Origin of the sequence: Actinospica durhamensis (assembly GCF_018139695.1) — a bacterium.
Classification (GTDB): domain Bacteria; phylum Actinomycetota; class Actinomycetes; order Streptomycetales; family Catenulisporaceae; genus Actinospica; species Actinospica durhamensis.
The window spans coordinates 1-23,599 of the sequence record NZ_JAGSOG010000125.1 but is presented as its reverse complement, the minus strand read 5'-3'; the positions used below and the strand labels follow the sequence as shown (position 1 = coordinate 23,599).

Below are 23,599 nucleotides of genomic sequence, written 5' to 3'. Positions count from 1 at the left end.
GGGCTGGGCTGGGCTCCGCTGGACTAGATCGAGCTGAACTGGGCCCGGCCGGGCCCGGCGGCGCTTTGCCCAAGTTTGGCGAAGGGGCACACGGCAGCACCTTGACGCGGCTCGCGGCCGGGTGGAGATTCAGGGCGCACCCACCTTACTCGCGAGTAACCTGGAGGTCGACGATGCCCGCCCACGGTCACACGCGTCGCAGAGCCCTGAGCATTCTGGGCACCGCCGCGCTGGTCCTACCCGCCCTGACGTTCTCCGCCGCGGCGCCCGCCTCGGCCGCGAGCGCGTCGGTGAGCACCACCGCGCTCACCCTGACCATGCCGGACGGCACCGGTCTGACGGCCGAGCTGACCCAGCCGGGCACCTCGGGCACGCACCCGGCCATCGTGTTCATCGACAGCTGGGCCACCCCCGACTTCGAATACCTGGTGCAGGCCCGGCAGTTCGCCGCGGACGGCTACATCGTGCTCGAATACGACCCGCGCGGCTTCTACTCCTCCGGCGGCACCATCGACGTGGCCAGTCCGCAGGACGTCGCGGACGTCTCCAGCGTGATCAGCTGGCTGCTGGCCGACACCTCGGCCGATCCGGCCGAGATCGGGGTCGGCGGCATCTCCTACGGCGCCGGGCTCTCCCTGCTCGCGGCGGCCCACGATCCGCGGATCAAGGCCGTGGCGGCCATGAGCGCGTGGACCGACCTGGACTACTCGCTCTACCCGAACGGCACCCGGCACCAGGAGTCCACCGACCTGCTCGCCGGGGCGGCCGAGCTGACCGGGACGCTCAGCCCCGACTTCCAGAACATCCTGAGCGACTTCTACGGCGACACGAACATCTCCGACGTGCTCGCCTGGGGCGCGGTCCGCTCCCCGCAGACCTACATCAGCTCGATCAACTCCAACGACACGGCCGTGTTCATCTCCAACGGCCTGCAGGACAGCATCTTCGCGCCCAACCAGCTGCTGCCCTTCTACGACGAGCTGACCACGCCCAAGTACCTGATGCTCCAGCCCGGCGACCACGCCACCTCCGAGGCCTCGGGCCTGCTCGGGCTAGACAACGCGGTCTGGGACCACGCGCACGCCTGGTTCGACCACTACCTCACCGGCGCCGCGAACGGGATCAACACCCAGGCCCCGGTCCAGGTCGAGCCGATCGGCGGGTCCTCCTACCAGGGGTACGCGAGCCCGGACGTGCTGAGCACCTCCTCCGCGACCTACCACCTCGGCGCCGAGAACATCCTGGGCACCGGGAGCCTGAGCAGCTCCGCGACCGGCAGCTGGTCCACCAAGACGAACGTGGGCACCGCCTCCTGCGCGGCCGGCGGCACCCTGGAGTTCAGCGGGATCCTGACCCAGTTCTTCGACTCCCCGCCCTCCTGCTGGCTGCCCGTGGTCAACCGCTCGGACGACGCGGTGTGGCAGTCCTCGGCCCTGTCCGCGGCCGACCACGTGCGCGGCAACGCGAGCGTGAGCCTGACCGTGACGCCGAGCGCGTCCTCCGGCACGCTCTACGCCTACCTCTACGACGTCAACTGGGCCGATGACGCGACCCTGATCTCCTACGCCCCGTACAGCTACTCCGGCGCCACGCCCGGATCCCCGCTGACCGTCAACGCCCAGTTCCTCACCACCTCCTACGACATCCCGGCCGGCGACGGCATCGGCCTGGTGATCGGCACGAAGGACCCGCTGTTCCTCGACACCGACCAGTCCGGCAGCACCGTGACCTACAGCGGTCCGTCGAGCCTGACCATCCCGCTCGGCAGCTGACACCGGACGCGCCGCACGCCCCGGCTCCACGGGGCGTGCGGCGCGTCGTCCTCGCGCTCTACCCTGAAGCCGTGACGACGACGATCGACCTGTTGTGCGCACGCGTCTTCCTCGGTCTGCGCGAGGACCGCCTCGGCACCGACGACGTGGTCGAACTCGCCTGCGCCCTGATGGACTCCGGGCACGGCGGCGACGCCGTTCGGGAGGCGGTGGAACGCGATCCGCGACAGGTCTCCCCGGCCGAGCTCGCCGCGTCGGCCGCCGGGATCCTGGCCGAGGCCGGCTACGAGCCAGGGTTCGATCTCGTCCCGGAGCGCCTCGACATCCTGCGCCAAGCCCAGCGGATCGTGGCCCGCGACCTCGGCACGGCCTGGAGCGAAGATGAGCCGGAGCCGAGCGGGTTAGCGTTCGACGATCTTCCGGCCACCGTGGCCGCGATGGCAGAGCACGTTCAGTGTGGGCGGTCCGAGCGGACGTGGACGGTGTGGCCGGTCTGCACCGAGCACCGGCTCGGTGTGCACGCCGTGGTGATGCGCGACGTGGCCGTGTGGCGGTGCGTCGGCGGCGGCGGGCACACCCTGGCGCCGGTCGGGTCGCTGATCACGCCCACGGACGCAGCGTCACCTCGCTGAAGCCCTTCTCCAGGGCGAGGCAGCCGACGACGGCCGGGGTGCGCAGGCCGTCGTTCTCGGCGAACAGCTCGCGGGCCCGGTCGAAGGGGACCTCGTCGGCGCTCACGACGGCGGCCAGATCGTAGAGCTCGAACATCTCCTCGGTCATCTCCTCGTCCGACTCGGCGCCGAGCCCCCACACGTCCCACAACAGGGTCTCGACCCGGTTGAGCGCGGCCAGGTCGAGCCGGACGTTCCCGGCCACGAACCAGGATCCGACCAGCGGCGGCTGGAAGAAGAGCAGGCCGAACTCCTTCGGGTCGGCCAGGCCGGCCCGGATGCGCTGCCAGGCCTTGCCGGCCACGAGGAAGCGGTCGCGCGGGACGTCGATCGGATCGAACGGGAGATCGTAGTGCTCGGACACCTGCGGATCCGCCAGCAGCCAGCCGCGTTCGGCGTCCCAGTACTCGGTGACGACGTGGTCGCCGTGGGAACGGCCGTCGTCGAAGTAGTCGGCGAAACCGGAGCGGATGCGCGCGGGAACGCCGGCATGGCGCAGCAGCGAGCAGTGCAGCAGCGCGAAGTCGCGGCAGATCCCGACGAACCGGTCCCGCACCGGGCGCGGCTCGGTCAGCGCCGCGTCGTCGCGTTCGGCCACCAGCCGCAGGATCTCGTCGACGTACCGGGTCTCCGCGTCCTCGCGCACGCGCTCGGGAGCGAGTTCGACCCCGAACCGCGGGCCCTCGAGGCGGTGCACGAACAGGCCGCGCACGATCCGGGCGAGCGCGGCGGGATCGGCCGGCAGATCGCGGTAGAGCGACGCGAACTCGCCGGGATCGCTGAACACGCTCTGCGTGGTGTAGAACCGTGCGACCTGTTCGGGCAGCGGCGCGACGGGCATGGTGGTACCCCCAGTTCGAGGACGGATTCGACTGCATGTTCGAAAATTGATCGAGCGCGCCCATGCTGTCAAAATTCATCCCGAATTGTCGAGCCGCAGAGCCCGCAATTCTCCGATACGGTCAACGCCCGGGCTACCGGAGAAGTTGCACCGGTGGGCAGTCGTTCTGAAGCACTTGATGGGTGCGAGCTGCCGTCTCGTCTTGAAGAACCTTGCGACGGCAGAAAATACTCTGCGATAATCGGGCTTGTGAAAGCGCTTACTCGGCAAGGCCGCCGACGCACCGCCGCCCCGGCGCCCGTGAGGGCCGCCCGGTGACCGCCGCCGTCATACGAACGCTGCGAAGCCGCGCGGGAGCCCTGGCGGTGACCGCGCTGGCGGTCACCGTGGCGTCCGGATTCGCCGCGCTGGCCACCGACGCGTGGGGGGTGGCGCTGCCGCGCGGGGTCGCGGCGGACATCGTGGACTCGCCCTACGACGGGGTGCTGGTCTCGGCCACCACGGCCTCCTCGGCCACGTTCGCCACCCAGTCGCGCGAGGTGCGCACGGTGGCCGCGCAGTCCGGTCCGGGCGGGGCCTTCGAGGTGGACCCGGTGCTCGAGTCGGCCACCTTCGACCTCACCCGCGCGGTCGGCAGCGCGAATCCGAACGCGAGCCCGCCGACGGAGACCTTCGCGGTCTCGCTCTCGGCGGTGTCCGGATCCGCCGCGCTGGTCCAGGGCAGTTGGCCGGCCGACCCGAACCCGGGTGCGCACGGCGTGATCCCGGTCGCGCTGCCGGTGCCCGCGCTGCGCGCGGCGCATCTGAGCGTCGGGCAGAGCTTCACGCTCTGGCAGGCCACGACCAACGCCCCACTGGACTTCCGCGTCACCGGCAGCTACCGCTACCTCGACCCGGCCTCGGCCGGCGGGCTGTGGAACACGATCGGCGGCACCGCGGTGGAGTACGACGGGCCGTTCACCGTGCTTGGCCCGATGGTGGCCGGGAACGCGGCGTTCGACGTCGGCGCGCTGCCGATCGGGACCGGAGCGTGGGTGGTCAAGCCGACGCTGGCCGGCGGCATCGACCTGCCGCGGCTGCAGGCGGACGTCGCGGCGCTGACCGACAATCAGAAGCCTTCCTACGACCTCTCGCTCAGCTCGGCCTGGGGCTTCTCGGTACAGACCCGTCTGCCCACGCTGCTGGCCCAACTGCCCTCGCGGATCACCGCCGGGCGGGCGCAGCTGCTGGCCGAGACGCTGCTGCTGGCCACGCTCGCGGCCATCGCGATCGCAGTGTCCTGTGGCAACCTGGTCGGCCGCGGCGAGGCGCAGGCCGCGCTGCTGCGTTCGCGCGGATCGCCGCGCCGGGTCCTGGTCTCCGGCTATCTCGCCGACATCCTGGTGCTGGTGGCGTGCTCGGCGCTCGGCGCCGGTATGGAAGACCTCTACAGCGCCAGCCGTTGGGGGCTGACCGCGGGCTCCTCCCCCGCGCAGTCCTGGATCGCCGCGCTGGCCGTGGGCGTCGCCGCCGCGCTGGTGGTGCTGGGCCGGGCCGCGATGCCCTCGCGCGCCGCGGACGTGGCGGCCTCGGCCGGACGGCAGTCCGGCGCCCCGGCGATCGTGCGGGCAGGGCTCGACGGCGCGCTCGTGGTGCTGGCCGCGGTGACGCTGTGGCAGGCCTCGCACGCGGGCCTGACCGCCGGGACGACCTCGGGCGGCAGCAGCGCCGTACTCGCGGTCGCGCTCGCCCCGGCCGTGGTGACGTTGGCCGGCGCCGCGGTGTGCGGGCGGCTGGTGACGGTCGCCGCGCGGCTGAGCGAGCACGCGGCCGAACGCACCGGCAGCCTCTCGGTGCGGCTGGCGGCCTGGGAACTCGCGCGCACGCCGCTGCGCTACCTGGTGCCCGCGCTGCTGTGCGTGGCCTCGGTGGCCGGCTGCGCCTACGCGGCCGGGCAGGACGCCAGCCAGGTCCGCTCCGCGCACGACCAGGCCGCGTTCTCGGTCGGCGCGGATGCCGCGGTCACACTGCTCAATCCGCTCTCGATCGGCCAGGCCGGCGGCTTCACCCGGCAGCCCGGCGTGCTCGCGGCCACGCCGGAGATCACCGTGGGCACCGACGGCGGCAGCCTGCTGGCCCTGGACACGCACACCGCGGCGAGCGCCGTCGCCCTGCGCGCGGACCTCGCGGGCGGACACCCGGCCGCCGACTGGGCCCGGATCACCCCGTCCGCCGAGCCGGGCATCGCGGTCCCCGGCACACCGCGGGCGATCGGGATCACGGCCACGCTCCAGGGCAACGGCCTCACCGCGTTGGACGCGGTCCTCAACGTGCAGGACGCCACCGGCCTTTCCTACCAGCTCGATCTCGGCACGCTGCCCTCCGACGGCCGCGCGCACACGCTGCTGACGGGCGCCTCCGTGCTCACGGCCCACACCGCGTACCCGCTGCGGATCACCGGTGTGGCGCTCGACTACCCGCTGCCGCAGTCGCAGAGCGCGAACGTGAGCGTGCGGATCTCCTCGCTGTTGGCCGAGAACACGGCCGGGGGCGCGGCCACCGCGTTCCCCGGCGCGGCGCGGCTGGCCTCCTCGGCCTGGAGCGCCTCCGCCTCCGCCACACTGGAGCCGTTCGCGGACTACTGGAACTGCCAGTACTCCGGCGACCTGCCCGAGTCCGAGAACGACGGCTCCACCGTCATCGGCTCCGGGCCCGCGGGCACCGCCGTCACGGCCGGCGGCTCCGGGGCGCTGCTGGCCTTCAGCTCCGGCGCCGGGCTGAACAAGAACCAGTTCTGTCAGTCCGGGGCCGCGAGCGGCACCATCCTGCTGGGCACGAAGCTGATGAAGCCGATCCCGGTGCTGGCCACCGCCGCCTACCTGCACGACAGTGCCCTGAAGGTCGGCTCCCAGCTGTCGGCGAGCGTGAACGGCGTGCCGATCAATCTGCTGATCGAGGCCGCGGTGACCACCTTCCCCGGGCTGCCGGCGGGCGACAAGGACGCGCTGGTGGCCGATCTCGGCATGCTGGAGGCCGCGCTCACCGCGTCCGGCCAGCAGATCCCCGCCGACTACCTCTGGCTGCTGCACACGGCCGGCCAGGGCGCACCGGCGTCCCTGCCCGCGGGGGCCACCGTGAGTACGTCGGCGCAGATCGCGGCGAGCCTGCTGGCCGATCCGCTGGACCGGGTGCCGCAGCGGGTGATCACGCTCGGCGCGCCGATCCTGGTCGGGCTCGCCCTGCTCGGCCTGCTGGTGTCGCTGCTCGCGGCGGCGCGCGGCGCGGCGGCCAGGGACGTGGTGCTGGCCGCGCTGGGCACCACCCGGCCGCAGCGCGCGACGCTCGCCTGCGTGCTCTACGCGGCGGTGGTCAGCCCGGCCGTGGTGCTCGGCGCGGCGCTCGGATTCGCCCTGTGCCGACTCCTGATCCCCAGTTTCGTGCTGGCGGCGGACGGTTCGGCGCCCACCCCCTCGCCGCTGGTGCTGCTGGCGGAGCCGTGGACCGTGCTGGCCGCGCTGGTCGTGCTGGCCGCGGCGGTGGCCACGGCCCTGATCGCCTCGCTGCGCCGGGGCGACCCGCTCGCGCTCGCCCGGACCGGAGGCTGACATGCGTATCAGACCCCTGCTCAAAGCCGCCCTGCTCGGCTGGCGCCGCCCGGCCACGGTCGCGCTGGCCCTGGTCGCCGCCGCCTGCGCGGCGGGCGCGTGCACCACGGCGCGGGCGGATCTGGCCGCCCGCTCGAGCGCGTTCGCCCAGCTGATGGCGGCCAGTCCGCAGTACCTGGAGACCGTCACCGCGAGCGTCGCGTTCAACCAGTACCAGTACACCGCGGCGTCGATCACCTCCGGCACCTTCGCGGCGTCCACCCAGCAGGTCTACGACGCGCTCGAGCCGGACGTCCCGCTGGCGCCCCGGGCCCAGGCCTGGGGCAGCGTCGTCAACAACGGCCACCCGGTGCAGGACGCTCCGGTCTCGATCCAGCCGCCGCACTGGAACGCCCCGATGCTGACCCTCGGCTACACCGAGGACTACCAGCTGCACGCGCGGCTGGTGGCCGGGCGCTGGCCCACCGAGGTGAAGCAGAACGCCGCCGGCGTCACCACGGCCGAGATCGCCGTGACCCAGGCCACGATGAGCCTGCTGCACGTGTCCCTGGGCTCGACGCTGGACAACGGCATCTCGCCGACCTGGCCCGACGGCCTGATCGTGCGCGTGGTCGGGGTGATCGCGCCGGTCGCGCCGCTCAGCGCCTTCTGGGCCTCGACGGGAGTCCTGCAGGCCCCGTCCGAATACACCCCGGGCCCGGGTTCCCCGCCGAACTGGGACCTCGGCGCGTTCGTCGGGCCGAGTGAGCTCGCCTCGGGCGTGCTCGACGACTGGGACGCCCAGGTCACCTGGACCATGCCCGTCGACACCGCGATGACGGCCGATCAGGGCGCGGCCCTGCAACGGAATCTGAACTTCGACCTGACCGCCGCCGACGAATCGCTGGACCACAGCGCCGAGCAGATCAACGGGGTCTCCACCCAGTACGCCACCCAGATCGGCCCGCTGCTGCTCGCCTTCGTGGACGCGCAGGCCGCGGCCGAACTCCAGACCGCGATGCCGGAGGCGGGGCTCGGCGCCATCGCCCTGCTCGCCCTGGTCCTGCTGCTGCGCTGGACGATCGTGGTGCGCCACGCCGAGACCGAGACGCTCCGGGCCCGCGGCGCCTCGCTGCGCTGGCTGGCCGCCCGAGCCGCGGGCGAGTCGGCCCTCGTCATCCTGCCGATCGGGGCCGTGGGCTGGGCGATCGGCGTGCTGCCGCACGGGACGCTGCCGAGCGCTCTGCGCTGGATCAGCGCCCTGCTTCCGCTGCTGCTGCCGGCGGCGGTCGGGCTCTGGACGTTCCTGCTCCACCGCGCCCTGGACCGGCGCGGCGTGCGCCGGGCGAACCACGCGCCGCGCACGGCCGGGTACCGCACCGCCCGGCGGGCCGTGCTGTTCCTCACCGTCGCGGCGCTGTGCCTGCTCAGCCTGCAGCAGGCGCACGCGCACGGGCTCTCCCCGGTCACCGGGATCGACGCGGTCTCCGCGCTGTCCCCGATCGCGGCGGCGGGCCTGGCCACCCTGGCGGCCGCGGCCCTCGCTCCGCCGGCCATCAGGATGCTGCTGCCGCCGATCCGGTCCCGGCGCGGGGTGGTGGCGCTGCTCGGGCTGACCCGGATGACCCGGGTGCCCGGGCCCGCGCTGGTGATCCTGCTGGTGCTCAGCCTGGCGCTGTGCACGGCGGACCTGGCCGTCGCGCTCGCCCGCACGCCGGTGCGCGGCAGCGGCGCGGCGGCCAGCTCCACCGCCGCGGACGCCGCGCAGGCCGGGTTGCTCATGCACCATGCGCTCGGCGTGATCCTGGCCGTGCTGGCCGCCCTGGCCGTGGCCACGGCCTGCCTGGTGGTGGCGCTGGTGGCGCTGGGCGACGCGGCCGAGCGGCGCGCCTCGGCCGCCCGGCTGTCGGTCATGGGCCTGACCGGCGCGCAACAGCGGAGCCTGACTCTCACCGAACTCGCCGCGCCGCTCGCCCTGGCCTGCGTGTGCGCGAGCCTGACCGCCACCCCGCTGCTGTGGGTGGTGCGCCCGGCGCTCACCCAGGGCTTCACCGGCGACCCGCGGATGACCTGGGTCGCACTGGCACTGCCGGTACTCATCGTCGTTCCGGCCGCACTGGCGACCGGGCTGGCCGGGGCGGGCCTGGCCCGGCGCGGACCGGCCGGTTCGCTGCGGCGCGGCGACTACGCGGAAGGAATCTGACGTGTCCGACCTGCTCACCCCGGAGGCCGACCACGCCGCACAGCGCGCGCACACGCGCGAGGCCGCGGTGGAATGCCGTTCGCTGGTCCGCATCTACCGGACCGGCAACCTGGAGGTACAAGCGTTACAGGGCCTTGAACTGCGCATCGATCGCGGCGAGTTCGTCGCGATCGTGGGCGCCTCGGGCAGCGGCAAGTCCACGCTGCTGGGCATCCTCTCCGGCCTCGACGCGCCCTCGGCGGGCTCGGTGCGCGTAGACGGACGGGAGCTGGCCACCCTCGGCGCGAAGGAGCGGCTGGACTACCGGCGCCGCGCCATCGGCTTCGTCTGGCAGAGTCCCCCGCGCAACCTGATCCCGCATCTGACCGCGGCCGAGAACGTGGCGCTGCCGCAGCGTTTCCTCGGCACCCGGCGCTCGGCCCGGCGCGCCCGGGCACTGGAGCTGCTGGACTCGATGGGCGCGCTCTCCTGCCGGGACCGCGTGCCCGGGCAGCTGTCCGGCGGAGAGCAGCAGCGGGTCGCGATCGCCGTGGCCCTGGCGAACAACCCGGCCCTGCTGCTGGCCGACGAGCCAACCGGCGAACTCGACTCGGACACGGCCCAGCAGGTCTTCGCCGCGTTGCGCGAGGCCAACGACGTGCACGGGGTGACCACCCTCGTGGTCACGCACGACGAGGCGGTGGCCGGCCAGGTGCGCCGCACGATCGCGATCCGGGACGGGCGCACCTCGACCGAGACCTTCCGGCCCGGGGCCGAGGCGGGCGCCGGACGCGGCTCGGGGCCGGTGTTCGAGAGTGACGAAGAGGTCGAATACGTCGTGGTGGACCGCTCGGGCCGGCTGCAGCTGCCGCACGACCTGGTCGAGCACTATGAAATCAGGGATCGAGTCCGGCTCACCAGGGAACCCGGCCACGTCGGGGTCTGGCCGGACCGCGAGGCAGGAGGGGACGCACAGTGAGCTCGGCCAAGACCAGGACCGCCGCCGCCAAGGGCGCCGCGGCGACGGACGAACGCGAGAACGGGCGCCACCGCGGCGAGACCGAGGGCGGTGGTGAGCTGCTGGTGGCGAGTGAGATCACCCGCTTCTTCGGCAGCGGCCGCAACCAGGTGCGGGCGCTGCGCGGGGTCTCGCTCACCGCGACGCCGGGGGCACTGGTGGCCGTACGCGGCCGCTCCGGTTCGGGCAAGACCACCCTGCTCAACATCCTCGGCGGTCTGGACCTGCCCACCTCCGGCACGGTGCGGGTGCAGGGCCGCGACCTGGCCGCCCTCTCGCCACGGCAACGGGTGCTGTTGCGGCGTCAGACGGTGGGCTTCGTGTTCCAGTCCTTCGGGCTGATCCCGTTCCTGTCCGCGGCCGAGAACGCGAGCGTGCCGCTGCGGATCTCCGGCGCCGACCCGGCCGAGCGTGCCGAGCGGGTGAGCCGGGTGATCGAGCTGGTCGGCTTGGCCGACCACGCCGAGCACCGCCCCGCCGAGCTCTCCGGCGGCCAGCAGCAGCGGGTGGCCATCGCCCGCGCGCTGGCGCAGAGCCCGCGGATCCTGATCGCCGACGAGCCGACCGGCCACCTCGACTCGCAGCACGGCCTGACCATCTGGAAGCTGCTGCGCCGCATCGCCGACTCGGAGGGCACCGCCATCGTGGTCAGCTCGCACGACCGCCGGGTCGGGCAGTTCGCGGACCTGGTGCTGGACCTGCGCGACGGCCTGGTGGCCGAACCCGACGCCGAGAGCGCGCCCGCCGCCGCGTCCGGAGCTGCTTCCGGAGCTGCGAGCGCCGCTGTGTCGGAGTCCGCACCCGGAGCCGCCGCCGGATCGTAGCCGCGGCGAAGGACCAGGTCGCGGCCGGGGCGGCCGGTCGGCGCTCGAGCCGCTGGGTTAGATTCGGCCCATGACGAGCACGCCGACCGCCGACCCCGTCGCGACCCGACCGTGGAGCAGCCGCACCCTGCGGGTGAACAACGAGCGGGTGCTGCTCGAGCGGTTGCGGCTCGAGGGCCCCGCGTCCCGGGCACACCTCGCCCGCGTCACCGGCCTGTCGAAGCCGACCGTCTCGGCCGCCCTCGGCAACCTCGACCGCGCCGGCCTGGTGCGCGAGACCGGCGAGATGACCGTGGCGTCGGGCCGCGGCCGCTCGGCCGTGCTCTACGAGGCGGATCCGACCGCGGGCTACGTCATCGCGGTCGACATCAATCGACCCCTGATCCGCGTCGCCCTGGCCGATCTGGACGGCACCGTCCGAGGCCGACGGGAACTGCCCACCGTGGTCGGCCCCCAGCACACCGACCCCGCCGCGGCGGCGGACGCGATCGTGGCGGCGGCGGGCCGGATCTCCCGCGAGATGGTCGCCGAGGCCGGGCTGGAATGGGACCGGGTGGTGCACGCCGTCGTCGGCACGCCGGGCGTGTTCGACCCCGCCACCGACGCGGTCCGCTACGCCGGCACCCTGCCCGGCTGGGGACAGAACGGCGTGGTCGAACGGCTGCGCCGGGAACTCGGCACGGGTCTCGCCGTCCACAACGACGCGAACCTGGCCGCGCTCGGCGAGTACACCTACGGTGCCGGCCGCGGCTGCAAGCTGCTGGTCTACCTCATGGTGGGCACCGGAGTCGGCGCCGGCATCGTGGTGGAAGGCCGGGTCTTCGGCGGTGCGCACGGCGCGGCCGGCGAGGTCGGCTACCTGCCCTTCCCGCCGGGGCAGGGCGGCGGCCATGCCGGCCGAGGCGATCAGGACATTGATCGCGCGGATGCAGGCCCAGGCCACCCGCCCGCCTGCGAGCCTGCCGACGCCGAGGCCCCGCACACCGCGTTCCTCCAGCGCGGCACGCTCGACGCCGCAGCCGGCGGCAGCGCGGTGACGGCGATGGCCGCGGCCGCCGGCACGCGCAACGCCCACGACCCGGACGCGGTCTTCGACGCCGCCCGTTCCGGCGACCCCGCGGCACTCTCGGCCGTACGCGCCGAGGCCGGCCGACTCGCGCATGCGGTCGCCTCCATCGCCGCGATGCTCGACCCCGAACTCGTCGTCCTCGGCGGCGAAATCGGCGCGCACGCTGACCTGCTGCTCGACCCGCTCTACGACGTCCTCGAGTCGCTCACCCCGCTGCGCCCGCCGGTGGTTGCCGCCGCCCTCGGCCGGGACGCGGTCCTGCTCGGCGCGATCACCACCGCCCTGAGCACGGCACGCGAGTACGTGTTCGAACGCAGGCTGTAGCAGTCCTCGCGCATAGACCGCACTGCCGAGCCCCCGTCGCGCCTCGTCGCGGCGCGGACGGGGGCTCGGCCGTTCACCGTGCCAGAGTCCTTGCGTCAGGCCTGCGCGACCGTCAGCGGCTCGGCGGCCTGCGGCGGGTAGTCCTTGTCCTGGAAGCGGAAGGCGTAGGGCGTCGGGCCGTGCTCGCGCAGGTGCAGCAGCCGCTCCCGCGCCTCGGCGAGCGTGGGCCGATGCCCGGCGGGCACCCACCACAGCACCGCGTACGCCTCGGCGAGACGGGTGAAGAACTCGCGCCGCCGGGCGAGCACGGCGCGATGGTCGGTGTCGTAGACGAAGCTCCACAGCGAGGCGTGGTCCACCCAGACCGACATGTTCACGATGATGTCGGGGTCGTCGAGGAAGCGGAACGAGGTCGCGTCCCCGCTCTCGTCCTGGAAGCGCCAGACGAAGCCCGGCGCCGCGTCGGCGAGGGCGTTGATCGGATCGAGGCCGGCGACGAAGTCGGCCAACTGCGCGGAGTCCAAGGGAGCGGCCAGGCGGCCGATGTTGAGCTGGGCGAGCTGGTACTCGATAGCGGTCATTCCCGCACGGTAGCGAAACGCGGCGTACGGCGAAGCGGCGCGCACACGGCGTGGTGACGCAGCGTCAGCCGCCTCAGTCCACGAAGGCTGCGACGGCCTCGGGCACCGGGACCTCGCCCGCGACGAGTTCGAGCGTCTGGCCCGCGGTGCCGGGGGCGGCGAGGAGCGCGGCGAGCACGGAGGCGACGTCGTCGCGCGGGACGGAGCCCCGGCCGGTGTGCGGCTCGAGGCGGACGCGGCCGGTGCCGGGGTCGTTGCGCAGCGAACCGGGGCGCAGCACGGTCCAGTCGAGGGCGGAGCGGGTGCGCACGTCGTCGTCCGCGGCGCCCTTCGCGCGCAGGTACGCGCGGAAGACCGGGTCGCCGTCCAACTCGGAGTGCGCGTCGGCGCCCATGGAGGAGACCATCAGGTAGCGGCGCACCCCGGCGGTCTCGGCGGCGTCCGCGAGCAGGACGGCTCCGCCGCGGTCCACCGTGTCCTTGCGCTCGGCGCCGCTGCCCGCCCCGGCCCCCGCGGCGAAGACCACCGCGTCGGCCCCGCCGAGCACGCGCGCGAGCTGCTCGACCGAGGCCGTCTCGAGGTCGAACGGCACCGGCTCGGCCCCGGCCGCCCGCACCTCGTCCGCGTGCTCGGGGCGTCGGATCAGCCCCACCGCCTGGTCACCGCGCTCGGTGAGCAGGCGGCTGAGCCGCAGGGCGATCTGTCCGTGTCCACCCGCGATCACAGTGCGCATGCCGCGAGTCTAGGTGCGCGCTCGCGGCGCCGCCCGTCGACCGGGCAGTCAGGTCAGCCGGGCAGTTTGGCCTCGCCCGCGGGGACCGGGGCGGTGGCCGGGCGCGGCAGGGTGGGCAGCGGGAGCTTCGGGAAGCCGGGGATCACCGGGCGGTGGGCGCCGTGGAAGACCGGCGTGGGCAGCGGCTCGGGGATGATCGGCAGGCCCTCGGCCGGGGACGGCTCCACGGTCAGGCGCGGCAGCGGGCGGTCGAGCCAGCGCGGCAGCCACCAGTTCCACCGGCCGAACAGGTGCATCGCGGCGGGCACCAGCACCGTGCGCAGCACGAAGGCGTCGAGCAGCACGGCCGCGGCCAGGCCGATGCCGAACTCGCCGATCACCCGCTGGCTGCCCACCGCGAAGGAGCAGAACACGCAGACCATGATGGTGGCCGCGGCGGTGATCACCCGCGAGGTCTCCACCTGGCCGAGTTTCACCGCCCGGGTGGTGCAGCCCGCTCTGCGCCACTCCTCGTGCATCCGGGAGACCAGGAACACCTGGTAGTCCATGGACAGCCCGAACAGGATCGCGATCAGCATGACCGGCAGGAACGCCTCGACCGGCCCCGAGCCGCCCATGCCGAGGGCGGAGGAGCCCCAGCCCCACTGGAAGAACGCGGTGACCACGCCGAACGCGGCGGCCGCGGCCAGCAGGTTCATCACGGCGGCGGTCAGCGGGATCAGCAGGCTGCGGAAGGCCAGCAGGAGCAGCAGGAAGCTGAGCCCGACGATCACGGCGATGAACAGCGGCAGCTTGGAGCTGAGCACGGAGGCGAAGTCGGCGTTCGTCGCCACCAGGCCGCCGACGTGCGCCTGCAGGCCGGTGCCCGAGGTCGCGGCCGGGATGACGTGCTCGCGCAGGTTGGCGAGCAGGTCGGTGGTGGCGCTGGACTGCGGCGAGGTGGTCGGCACGACGTTGAGCACGTCGATGGTCCGCCCGCCGCTCTGCGCCACGCTCGCCTGCTCGGTCGCACTGGCCACGCCGGGGGTGTGGCTGATCGCGGTGAGCAGATGCCCGACCTGGCTCTGCTGCTGCGCGTTCGAGGCCTGGACCGCCACGGTGAGCGAGCCGTCGAAGCCGGGGCCGAAGCCGTCGGCCAGCATCTCGTACGCCTTGTGCGTGGTGCTGCCCACCGGGTCGGTACTCGCGTCGGCGCTGCCCAGGCGCAGGGTCAGCGTGGGGATGGCCAGCACCAGCATGAGCCCGAGCGCGACCAGGCTCAGCGCGCGCGGCCTGCGGTGCACGATGTCGGCCCAGCGGTCCCACAGTCCGCGCGGCACCGAGATCGCGGCCAGCCGGGCCGCGCGCACCCGGGAGAGCGCCGAAGCGCCCTGGCGGCGGCGCTGGCGGCGCGAGAGCGCGCGCGGGCCGAGGAAGCTCAGCAGCGCGGGCAGCAGGGTGAGCGCGGCGAGCACGGTGACCGCGACGGTGAGCGCGGTGGCCACGGCCACCCCGTCGAGGAAGCCGATGCCGAGCACGAGCATGCCGAGCAGCGCCACGCACACGGTGCCGCCGGCGAACAGCACGGCCCGGCCCGAGGTGGTCACGGACTGGCCGATGGAGGTGTCGATGGGCATGCCGTCGGTCAGGCCGCGCCGGTGCCGGGTGACGATGAACAGGGCGTAGTCGATGCCGACGCCGAGCCCGACCAGCGCGCCGAGGGTAGGGGCGAACCCGGCGACGTTGAGCACGTGGCTGAGCAGTCCGACGGTCAGCAGCCCGCCGCCGACGCCCGCGGCCGCTGTCAGTATCGGCAGCAGCATGGAGAACAGGGAGCCGAAGGCGAGGAAGAGCACGATCGCCGCGGCGGCCATGCCGACGATCTCGCTGTCCTCGGCTGGGGTCTGCAGGGCGCCGGAGACCGCGCTGCCGCCGAGTTCCACCTCGAGTCCGCCGTGCGAGGCGCTGTGCGCGATCCCGATCAGCTGGTTGGCCTCGCCGGAGCTCAGCCCGGAGGTCGCGTCGTCGAGGTCGATGCTCGCGTAGGCGGTCTTGCCGTCCGCGCTGATCTGGCCGGAGCCGCCGGCCGAGTAAGGGCTCTGTACGGACTGGACCTCGCCGGAGGACTTGTACTCGGCCAGCACGTGGTCGACCGAGGACTGCACCGAGGAGGCGTGCACCGTGCCGCTCTCGACGTGCCAGACCAGGCTGACCGTGTCGCCCTGCTGGCCCGGGAACGCCGAGTCGAGCAGCTGCTGCGCCTGGGTCGAGTCGGTGCCGGAGAGGGCGAAGCTGGAGTTGTAGGCAGAGCCCTTGGCCACCGTCGCGGCGCCGAGGCCGAGCAGCAGCAGGGCCCAGGTCACCACGACCAGCAACCGATGACGGGTGCACCAGAGCGCAAGCGCGGTCAAGAGGTCTCCCTGTGGTAGCGGATACCACCCGCGCTCGAGCACTAGGCGGTATTGCGAAGGTACTGCCCGCCTGGCCGTGCGCCTGACGTTAGAGAACAGCCTGCCATGCTTCGTCCGATTGCGGCGGTATTCCGATGTTTTTCTTAGTGTTCTCACCGACTTATGAGGCCGTAGAGGGCGGATTCAGCCATATGCAGGATGCGTAAATGCGCACCATGAGTAACTAGGCCGCTACTCTATGCGTTGACGAAAGCGCGCAGCCGGGCCGCGAAGGCCGCCGGCTCGTCGAGCCAGGGGAAGTGGCCCGCGTCGGCGAACTCCGCGCGGGTGCAGTGCGGCAGGGCTTCGGCGAGCGAGTCGACCGCCCAGCGCGGGCGCAGATCGCGGGCGCCGTCGAGGATCAGCGCGGGGACGGCCAGCGCGCGGCAGCGCTCGATCAGCTCCGCCTCCGACCAGGCCCGCATCTCGGCGTTGAGAGGTGCGGCGACCTCGTCCTCGGGGAAGAGCTCGAGGACCTGGGTGGCCGCGAGATCCAGCGCGCGGTCGCGGTCGGGGAACTCGACGGCCAGCTTGAGCAGCCGCAGTTCCCGCTCCTGAGTAGCCGTCCGATCACCCAGCGCGTTCAGTCGAGCACTGCGTTCGGCGTACGGCTCGGCGGCAAGACGCGCCCGCGCCGAGTGCTCGTCCCGCCACGCCCAGCCGAGCCCCACGCCCGCGACGTAGACCAGCCGCCGCACCCGCCCCGCGTACGCCGGATCGAGCGCGTACCGCAGGGCCAGCATGGCGCCGAACGAGTGGCCGAGCACGGTGACCTGCTCGAAGCCGTGATACCGCCGGACCTGGTCGAGGTCGGCCAGGAAGCGGGCCATGGTGTACGGCGGGCGCCACCGGCTGCGCCCGCCGCCGCGCTGGTCCCAGCGCACGACCGGGCCGAAGTCCTCGAGCATCCGGGCGATCGGACCGAGGGTGTCCCAGAAGCCGGGGCCGCCGTGGCAGAGCACGAATCCGTGCCCGGCCTCGGCGAACGGGCCCGAGCCCGGCCCGCCGTCGCCCCCGCCGCTGCGCACGGTCCACAGCGCACAGCCGTCGTCGGTGGTCACGTACGCGGTGCGCTCGCCCATGGTGCCCGACCCTACCGAGCCGACCCCCGCCCGGCCACGGCCGCGTGCCGCGCCGCCAGCGCGACCAGGTCGCGCACGGGTCCGGCGGGCGGCTGGGGCGAGCCGGCCCAGATCGCGCGCAGCGCGCGGCCGAGGTCGAGCGCGACCGGGATCCGCCGCAGCCGGCCGGCGGCCAGGTCCTCGGCCACCGCCAGCTCGCTCAGCACCGCGGGACCCGCGCCCGCGAGCACCGCGCCGCGTACGGCGGCGGCCGTGGAGAACTCCAGCGCGGGCGGGGCCACCTTCACCGGGCCCGCGCCGGCCGCGTTCCCGCGCGCGTGCGCGTCCGCCTCCAACGCGCTGGTCAGCGCCGCGACGTAGGCCTCCCGCGTGCCCGAACCGGCCTCGCGGGCCACCAGCGACACGCCCGCGAGCTCGGCCGGTTCGAGGGCACGGCGCCGGCGCGTCCACGGGTGGTCCGGCGGCACCACGAGCACCAGTTCGTCGTGGCCGATCACCCGGTGCGCCAGGCCGCTCGGCGGCCGCGGGCCCTCGATGAAGCCGAGGTCCACCTCGCCCGCCCGCACCTGCGCGATCACCGTGTCGCTGTTGGCCGCGGCGAAGACGAAGTCCACCGGGCCCTGGCCGTTGCGCTCGGACTGCGCGCGCAGCGCCACCAGCCAGCCGGGCAGCAGCTGCTCGGCGATGGTCAGGCTCGCCCCGACCCGCAGCTTCGAGCGCCGGTCGGCGCGCAGCGCGGCGAGCCCCTCGTCCAGTTCGGCGGCGGCCTCGAGCAGCCGGGAGGCCCACTGCGCCACCAGCACCCCGCCGGAGGTGAGCGTGGAGCCGCGCTTGCTCCGGACCACCAGCGGGATCCCGGTCCTGGCCTCGAGCGAGGCGATCCGGCTGGAGACGGCCTGCTGGCTCAGCCCCAGCGCGCGGGCCGCGGCGCCGAGGCCGCCGAAGTGGGACACGGCCAGCAGCACCTCGAGCGCGGCGAGGTCGGGCATCCGCGGACTCAGGGGCATAGGCCCAGGTTACCCCCGGTGACAAGGGAAAGTTGTGACGTGGCAACCGGAAGAGGGCTACCGGGCGCGGCGGGTGGATTCGATCATGGGGATATGACTCGTGCAAGCAGTGCGAGGGTGGCGCAGCCGGCGATCCCGGCGACGTTCTCGCAGTTCGAAGGCCTGCCCAAGACCGGGCCGGCCGAGCCGGAGCGATCGAGCCTGCTGCCCGGACTGGCCGTGACCGCGGCCGCCGTGCTCCTGGCCTGGTTCGTCAACCGGCTCGCACCCGCGTTCAGCCCGCTCACCTGCGCGGTGCTGCTCGGCGCGGCGGTGGCGAACGCGCGGCTGCTGCCGCGCGGCGCCGGCCCCGGGCTCGGCTTCGCCGGACGGCGGCTGATGCGGGCCGGCATCGTGCTGCTCGGCCTCAAGCTCGCGCTCGGCGACGTGCTCGCCCTGGGCTGGGAGACGCTGGCCGTGACGGTGACGGTGGTCCTGCTCACCTTCGTCGGCACCCAGTGGCTCGGCCGGCGCATGGGCCTGCCCGGGGACCAGCCGCTGCTGGTGGCCACCGGCTTCTCCATCTGCGGCGCCTCGGCGGTGGCCGCGATGAACAGCGTCACCGACAGCGACGAGGACGACGTGGTCACCTCGGTCGCGCTGGTCACCCTCTGCGGCACGCTCGCGATCGTCCTGCTGCCGCTGCTGCACCACCCGCTCGGCCTGACCGACCCGCAGTTCGGCCGCTGGGTCGGCGCGAGCGTGCACGACGTGGGCCAGGTCGTGGCCACGGCGCAGACGGCCGGACCCGGCGCGCTGGACCAGGCCGTGGTGGTGAAGATGATGCGCATCGCGATGCTGGCCCCGCTGGTCGCGAGCGTCGCACTGGCCAAGCGGCGCCGGACCGCCGCGGCGACGCGGCTGGAGCAGGTCCCGGCCAAGCGGCCGCCGCTCGTCCCGCTGTTCGTCCTCGGCTTCCTGGCCATGGTCGCCCTGCGCAGCACCGGCGTGGTCCCGACGCAGGTCGTCAACGGGTCCCAGGACCTGGCGAACCTGCTGATGGCGGCCGGCCTGTTCGCCCTCGGCACCGGCGTGGACGTGCGCAGGCTGGCCCGCACCGGCGGCCGGGCGCTCGGGCTCGGGCTGGCCTCCTGGCTGCTGATCGCGACCGCCGCCTACCTGGGCGTACGGCTGACCACCTAGGGGCTGTGCCGTCCGTGCCGCCGCACGCCCGCCGGAGGATCAGACCAGCACGTCGCCGAGCACGCTCCGGGTGAAGCCCTCGAGCTTGGCCCGGAGCCGGTGGATCCGCTCGGCCGGGTCCAGCGACTCCTCCATGAAGGTCGCCGCGTCCGACTTCAAGGTGCCGCGGACGTACCGGGAGCACTGCAGGTCGGTGCAGAAGTAGTTGCCGACGGAGTTGCCCTCGCGCCCGGCCGGCCCGGCCTTGGGGGCGACGAAGCTGGCCACGCCGCTGGCGGAGTGCACGGTCAGGCAGATCGAGCACATGGAACTGCGCACCAGGCTCTTGCGCTTGGGCTGCGGCGCCCGCAGCGTGATGCCGACCGGGCCGTTCGTCCAGGGCAACACGATGTAGGCGCGCTGGTCCGCCCTCGGGTCTCGCCAGCCCAGGAAGTCGAGGTGCTCCCAGTAGACCGCGTCCAGCGGGCCCGGCAGGTTGATCCGCTGGGCCTCGCCCTTCGTGCAGTTCACGAACGAGGCGCGCACCTCGTCCTCGGTGAGTGCTTCCATGCCCCTCACATTAGAGGGGCATGGAGTCGATCACTAATCCTTTTGACCTACCTGCGCTGCCGTGCTCCGTACGTCCTCCTGCGCCGAGGCCTACTCCGCCGAGGCGCCGCTGGCGGCCACGGCCGCGCCGCCGAGGCTGACGTCGCCGGGCTTGAGCGTCACCTTGGTCTCCCCGGCGCCGCCGAGGTCGATCATGCCCGGGGCCTCCTCGATCAGCTGGTCCGACTCCTCGTCGGTGATCGGGTCCACGTCCTTGCAGCAGTAGCTGCACCGGGTCGCCTTCGCCGGTATCTGGCTCAGGCAGGCGGGGCAGGCCCGCTTGGCCTTGGCCAGGTCGTGGTACGGGTTCATCGCCTCGGCGACCTTGTTCACCGGCATCACCACGAGGAAGTACATCGCGGCGGCGATGAGCACGAAGGTGACGATGTCGTTGAGGAAGTCGCCGTAAGGGATGACGGTGCCGTGGATGTTCCAGAACATCCCGGAGAACGCGCCCTTGTGCCCGGCGATGATGCTGATGACGGGCGTGATGAAGGTCTCGACGAAGGCCTGGACCAGGCTGCTGAAGAGCGAGCCGATCACGACGCCGACCGCGAGGCCGATCATGTTTCCGCGGATGATGAACTTCAAGAATCCGTGCACGGGTTCTTCCCCTCCTGAGGTGTGCGCGTGGCAGCGCGCCGCGGCCTCCCTCGCCGCGGCGGCGGCAGTATCTCACAAGCCGACGTACCGTCACGTGTGTTGTCAGTGCTCAGGATTAGAGTCCTGCCCAGGATCGCGAAACGCGTGGTCGCGGCGGGAAAGGGTGGGTGCAAGACAGGTGTCGATCTCAACTTCCGGAGACGTTGACACGACGTACCTCGAGCTGTCCGAGGACGACGGCGGCGCCCATAAGTTCTATGAGATCACCCGGGCGGGCACGCAGGTGATCGTGCGCTACGGCCGGATAGGTGCGCAGGGCCAGGAGCAGCTGGCCGGCTTCCCGACGGTGGAGAAGGCCAAGGCCGCCGCGGCCAAGAAGATCGGCGAGAAGGTGCGCAAGGGCTACGCCCCGGCCGTGCGCGGGGGCCGCTCGGCCCGGTCGGTCACCCGCCGCACCGTCTCGGTGGTGGCGTCCTCGGTGCGCCAGCACGCTCCGGTGATCTGGCGCATGCGCACCGGCTCGACCGCGTTCGGCATCCACGTGGGCGAGGACCGCTGCTGGGTGGGCAACCAGTCCGGCGACGTCTACGCGCTCGCCCACGACGGCGAGGTGCTGTGCCACTACAAGCTGCCGGACGGGGTCAAGTGCCTGGTGGCGGACGACTTCTGGATCTACGCGGGCTGTGACGACGGCCGGGTCTACGACCTTTCGGCCAAGCTGCCGCACGCCGCGTACACGATCCGCGACGACGTGGACATCTTCTGGCTCGACATCAGGGACGGCGCGCTCGGGGTGGCCGACCGGGACGGCGGGCTGACCGTGATCGACCACGAGGAGGAGTTCCAGTGGTCCCAGCGCAGCCGGGGCCAGGCCGCGTGGATGGTGCGCTGTGACGAGGACGTGGTCTACCACGGTCACAGCGCCGGGGTGACGGCCTACGCGGCCGAGGGCGGGCGCGAGCTGTGGCACACGGCCACCAACGGCAACGTGCTGTTCGGCTGGCAGGAGACGCACAGCGTCTACGCGGGCACCGGCCGCAACCTGGTGCAGCGGCTGGCGAAGGCGGACGGGCGGATCGAGGCGGTCTACCGCTGCGACAGCGCGGTCTACTCCTGCGCCGCCTCGCCCGAGGGCAAGTACGTCTTCGCCGGCGACAACGCCTCCAGCGTGTACTGCTTCACCGCCGACGGCATCCGGCTGTGGAAGCTGGGCACCGGCTGCGGCGCGGCGCTCTCGATGCAGTACCTGGACCAGAAGCTCTACATCGTCACCACGGACGGCTCGATGGCCTGCATCGACGTGAGCGAGGCCGCGATCACGGCCGCGCACGGCGGGCAGGTGCCGGTACCGGTGGACGTGAAGGCGGCCGCAGCGCTCTCCACCTACCAGCCCCCGGCGCAGGTCACCGCGCTCCCGGTGGCGGCGGCCACCGGCTCGGGCGTCGTGGTGGAGTGCGTGGACGAGCAGGGCCGGCTGCGCATCCGGGTGCGCAGCACCGGCTACCAGGGGGACTGGAACGTGCAGTTCCCGCGGGAGTACCGGGTCGCCGGGGCCCGCTACGTGGTGGACGAGGTGGTGGCGGGCAACCGCGGCTTCTACCGGATCAAGGGCGAGATACGCCGGCTGGTCTGAGCCCTGGTCCGAACCCCGGCCCGAGCCTCACCGGTACTCGCGCAGCCGCAGCCGTCCGGACTGGGCGATCAGCAGCACCAGGACCGCCCAGCCGAGGGCCGCCGTCGTCCAGGCCGCCGCGCCGACCCCGGCGCGGCCCTGGGCCACGGCCGCGTCGAAGGCGCCCTGGTTGTCCCCGACGACCAGCGCGAGCGCGTTCGTGTAGCGGCCGAAGTCGTAGTTGGACTGGCCCGCGCCCAGGCCGATGTCGAACGCGACGGCGCCGGCCAGGTCCCCGTCCTGCGCGTCCTGGCGGATGGTCCGGTCGTTCTGCGCGTAGGCGTCGAAGGCGGTGACCGCCGCGTAGGCGTCGCGCGCCTCGTTCGGGAAGGTGACATTGCCGAGCTCGGCCCCGAGATACCCGCCGAGGGTCACGCGGGAGACGCTGTCGGCCGAGGCGTCGAGCGAGAGGCGGCCGACCTCCGCGGCCAGACCGGTGTAGTAGATGTCCGGGTCGCTGGTGGCGGGCGCGTAGCCGGGGACCGAGCCCACCTCGTTCATCTCGGTGAAGAAGCTGGTCTGCAGGGCCGGGTCGCGGCTCTCGAGCAGCCAGCGGCTCTCGTCCGCGTTGGCGCCGTCCGAGATCGCCTTCGCCTGGGTCAGCGCGTAGATGGAGTCGTACGCGTTCTGCTTGGCGACGTGCAGGTGTCCCGCCTCGGCCAGCTGGCCGCCGAGCCCGACGACGCCGAGCACCAGCGCGACCGCCGCCGCCGGGATCAGCGTGCTGAGCCTGCGCCGGAACCTGCGGTGGTAGTAGGCGTTGCCGAGCACGAGCGCGGCGATCAGCAGCAGCGCGAGCGCGCCCACGATCCAGCCGTAGCCGGCCATGGCGCCGTGGTCGCCGGAGTAGGAGGAGTCCACGGCCGCCGCGTCCCGCGTCGTGATCGCCGACGCTTCGGGCAGCAGCGCGTCGTGCAGCAGGCCGGAAGCCGCGACGTACGCGCTCAACGCGGCGGCCGGCGGGGTGGCGGGCTGCTGCGGCGTCGGCGAGGTCTGGTCGATGTACAGCGCCTGCGCGATGTCGGCCTCGTACCGGCCCAGGTCGTCGAGCGCCCGGCCCGCGGCGCCGGTCAGCAGCGGGTTGCGCGCGATCTCGGCCAGGTCGGCGTCGGCGTCGTGGCGGTCGAGGTTGTACGCGGACACCGAGGCCGCCGCGTTCACCGAGGCGGGCACGATCGAGGCGTCGACCGGGCGGTAGCCGACCAGGAGCGCGTCGGCGGCCTGCGCGTCCATGTCGTTGAGGCGGTAATAGAGGTCGTCGGTTGCGCCGAGCTCGCTCGTGTGGGCGCCCAGGTCGGCGAAGCTGGTCGAGTCCCGGGCCAGGCCGAGGCCGTAGACCAGGCCGAGCAGCGTGGCCAGCACCACCAGGCCCGCCATCAGGAGCCTGACCCGGCGCGGGGTGTCGCCCAGCACCGCCCGGCCCGCCCCGCTCCACGCCCCGCGCCCTGTCTCTTATAC

At 73.3% G+C, this 23,599-nt stretch carries 18 protein-coding genes; 9 read left to right on the top strand and 9 right to left on the bottom strand.

Annotated features, from left to right (window positions below; translation table 11 throughout):
- Nucleotides 1-173 precede the first annotated feature (173 nt).
- Together KDL01_RS22765 and KDL01_RS22760 are read left to right on the top strand one after the other, a co-directional pair.
- Nucleotides 174-1,772 (top strand): CocE/NonD family hydrolase, encoded by a 1,599-nt coding sequence (locus KDL01_RS22765; RefSeq protein WP_212530607.1) that lies wholly within the window; start codon nt 174-176, stop codon nt 1,770-1,772.
- Nucleotides 1,773-1,843: 71 nt separating this feature from the next.
- On the top strand, nt 1,844-2,404 hold the full coding sequence (locus KDL01_RS22760; protein ID WP_212530606.1) for a hypothetical protein: 561 nt from the start codon (nt 1,844-1,846) through the stop codon (nt 2,402-2,404).
- Here KDL01_RS22760 and KDL01_RS22755 read toward each other — a convergent pair.
- Complete coding sequence (locus KDL01_RS22755; protein WP_212530605.1) at nt 2,373-3,284, bottom strand: transglutaminase family protein; 912 nt, start codon at nt 3,282-3,284, stop codon at nt 2,373-2,375. The genes KDL01_RS22760 and KDL01_RS22755 overlap by 32 nt on opposite strands.
- Nucleotides 3,285-3,649: 365 nt before the next feature.
- Here KDL01_RS22755 and KDL01_RS22750 point away from each other — a divergent pair, with 365 nt between their 5' ends.
- From KDL01_RS22750 to KDL01_RS22730, 5 genes are all read left to right on the top strand, one after another.
- Nucleotides 3,650-6,868 carry a hypothetical protein gene (locus KDL01_RS22750; protein ID WP_212530604.1) on the top strand — a complete coding sequence of 1,073 codons (3,219 nt, stop codon included), beginning with the start codon at nt 3,650-3,652 and terminating at the stop codon, nt 6,866-6,868.
- A gap of 1 nt (nt 6,869) precedes the next feature.
- Nucleotides 6,870-9,050, top strand: coding sequence for an FtsX-like permease family protein (locus KDL01_RS22745; protein ID WP_212530603.1), 2,181 nt, complete (start codon nt 6,870-6,872; stop codon nt 9,048-9,050).
- Between the two features lies 1 nt (nt 9,051).
- A complete protein-coding gene (locus KDL01_RS22740; protein WP_212530602.1) occupies nt 9,052-10,008 on the top strand; it encodes an ABC transporter ATP-binding protein in 957 nt (318 codons plus the stop codon).
- A complete protein-coding gene (locus KDL01_RS22735; protein ID WP_307846522.1) occupies nt 10,005-10,871 on the top strand; it encodes an ABC transporter ATP-binding protein in 867 nt (288 codons plus the stop codon). The genes KDL01_RS22740 and KDL01_RS22735 overlap by 4 nt, the downstream gene beginning before the upstream one ends.
- Nucleotides 10,872-10,941: 70 nt before the next feature.
- Nucleotides 10,942-12,264, top strand: coding sequence for an ROK family transcriptional regulator (locus tag KDL01_RS22730; RefSeq protein ID WP_212530601.1), 1,323 nt, complete (start codon nt 10,942-10,944; stop codon nt 12,262-12,264).
- 95 nt (nt 12,265-12,359) lie between these two features.
- Here KDL01_RS22730 and KDL01_RS22725 read toward each other — a convergent pair whose 3' ends face one another.
- The 5 genes from KDL01_RS22725 to KDL01_RS22705 all read right to left on the bottom strand — a co-directional run bounded on the left by KDL01_RS22725 (nt 12,360) and on the right by KDL01_RS22705 (nt 18,096).
- Nucleotides 12,360-12,845 carry a DUF3291 domain-containing protein gene (locus KDL01_RS22725; protein WP_212530600.1) on the bottom strand — a complete coding sequence of 162 codons (486 nt, stop codon included), beginning with the start codon at nt 12,843-12,845 and terminating at the stop codon, nt 12,360-12,362.
- A gap of 73 nt (nt 12,846-12,918) precedes the next feature.
- The gene (locus KDL01_RS22720) at nt 12,919-13,578 is read right to left on the bottom strand and encodes an SDR family oxidoreductase (protein ID WP_212530599.1); all 660 of its coding nucleotides are present in this window, start codon (nt 13,576-13,578) and stop codon (nt 12,919-12,921) included.
- 53 nt (nt 13,579-13,631) lie between these two features.
- Complete coding sequence (locus KDL01_RS22715; RefSeq protein ID WP_212530598.1) at nt 13,632-15,968, bottom strand: MMPL family transporter; 2,337 nt, start codon at nt 15,966-15,968, stop codon at nt 13,632-13,634.
- A 236-nt stretch (nt 15,969-16,204) separates the two neighbouring features.
- Entirely contained in the window at nt 16,205-17,089 is an 885-nt protein-coding gene (locus tag KDL01_RS22710) for an alpha/beta fold hydrolase (RefSeq protein WP_212530597.1), read from the bottom strand.
- A gap of 11 nt (nt 17,090-17,100) precedes the next feature.
- Entirely contained in the window at nt 17,101-18,096 is a 996-nt protein-coding gene (locus KDL01_RS22705) for a LysR family transcriptional regulator (RefSeq protein ID WP_212530596.1), read from the bottom strand.
- A gap of 93 nt (nt 18,097-18,189) precedes the next feature.
- On the opposite strand from KDL01_RS22705, the gene KDL01_RS22700 reads away from it, so the two are divergent.
- Entirely contained in the window at nt 18,190-19,278 is a 1,089-nt protein-coding gene (locus KDL01_RS22700; RefSeq protein ID WP_212530595.1) for a YeiH family protein, read from the top strand.
- A gap of 39 nt (nt 19,279-19,317) precedes the next feature.
- On the opposite strand, the gene KDL01_RS22695 is transcribed toward KDL01_RS22700, so the two are convergent.
- Both KDL01_RS22695 and KDL01_RS22690 read right to left on the bottom strand, forming a co-directional pair.
- On the bottom strand, nt 19,318-19,827 hold the full coding sequence (locus tag KDL01_RS22695) for an FBP domain-containing protein (protein ID WP_212530594.1): 510 nt from the start codon (nt 19,825-19,827) through the stop codon (nt 19,318-19,320).
- A 90-nt stretch (nt 19,828-19,917) separates the two neighbouring features.
- A complete protein-coding gene (locus tag KDL01_RS22690; protein WP_212530593.1) occupies nt 19,918-20,469 on the bottom strand; it encodes an MscL family protein in 552 nt (183 codons plus the stop codon).
- Nucleotides 20,470-20,647: 178 nt separating this feature from the next.
- Here KDL01_RS22690 and KDL01_RS22685 point away from each other — a divergent pair, with 178 nt between their 5' ends.
- Nucleotides 20,648-22,102, top strand: a complete 1,455-nt coding sequence (locus KDL01_RS22685) for a WGR domain-containing protein (RefSeq protein ID WP_307846521.1) — start codon at nt 20,648-20,650, stop codon at nt 22,100-22,102.
- 27 nt (nt 22,103-22,129) lie between these two features.
- Here KDL01_RS22685 and KDL01_RS22680 read toward each other — a convergent pair whose 3' ends face one another.
- Nucleotides 22,130-23,554, bottom strand: a complete 1,425-nt coding sequence (locus tag KDL01_RS22680; protein ID WP_212530592.1) for a GlnX family signal transduction membrane protein — start codon at nt 23,552-23,554, stop codon at nt 22,130-22,132.
- Nucleotides 23,555-23,599 lie beyond the last annotated feature (45 nt).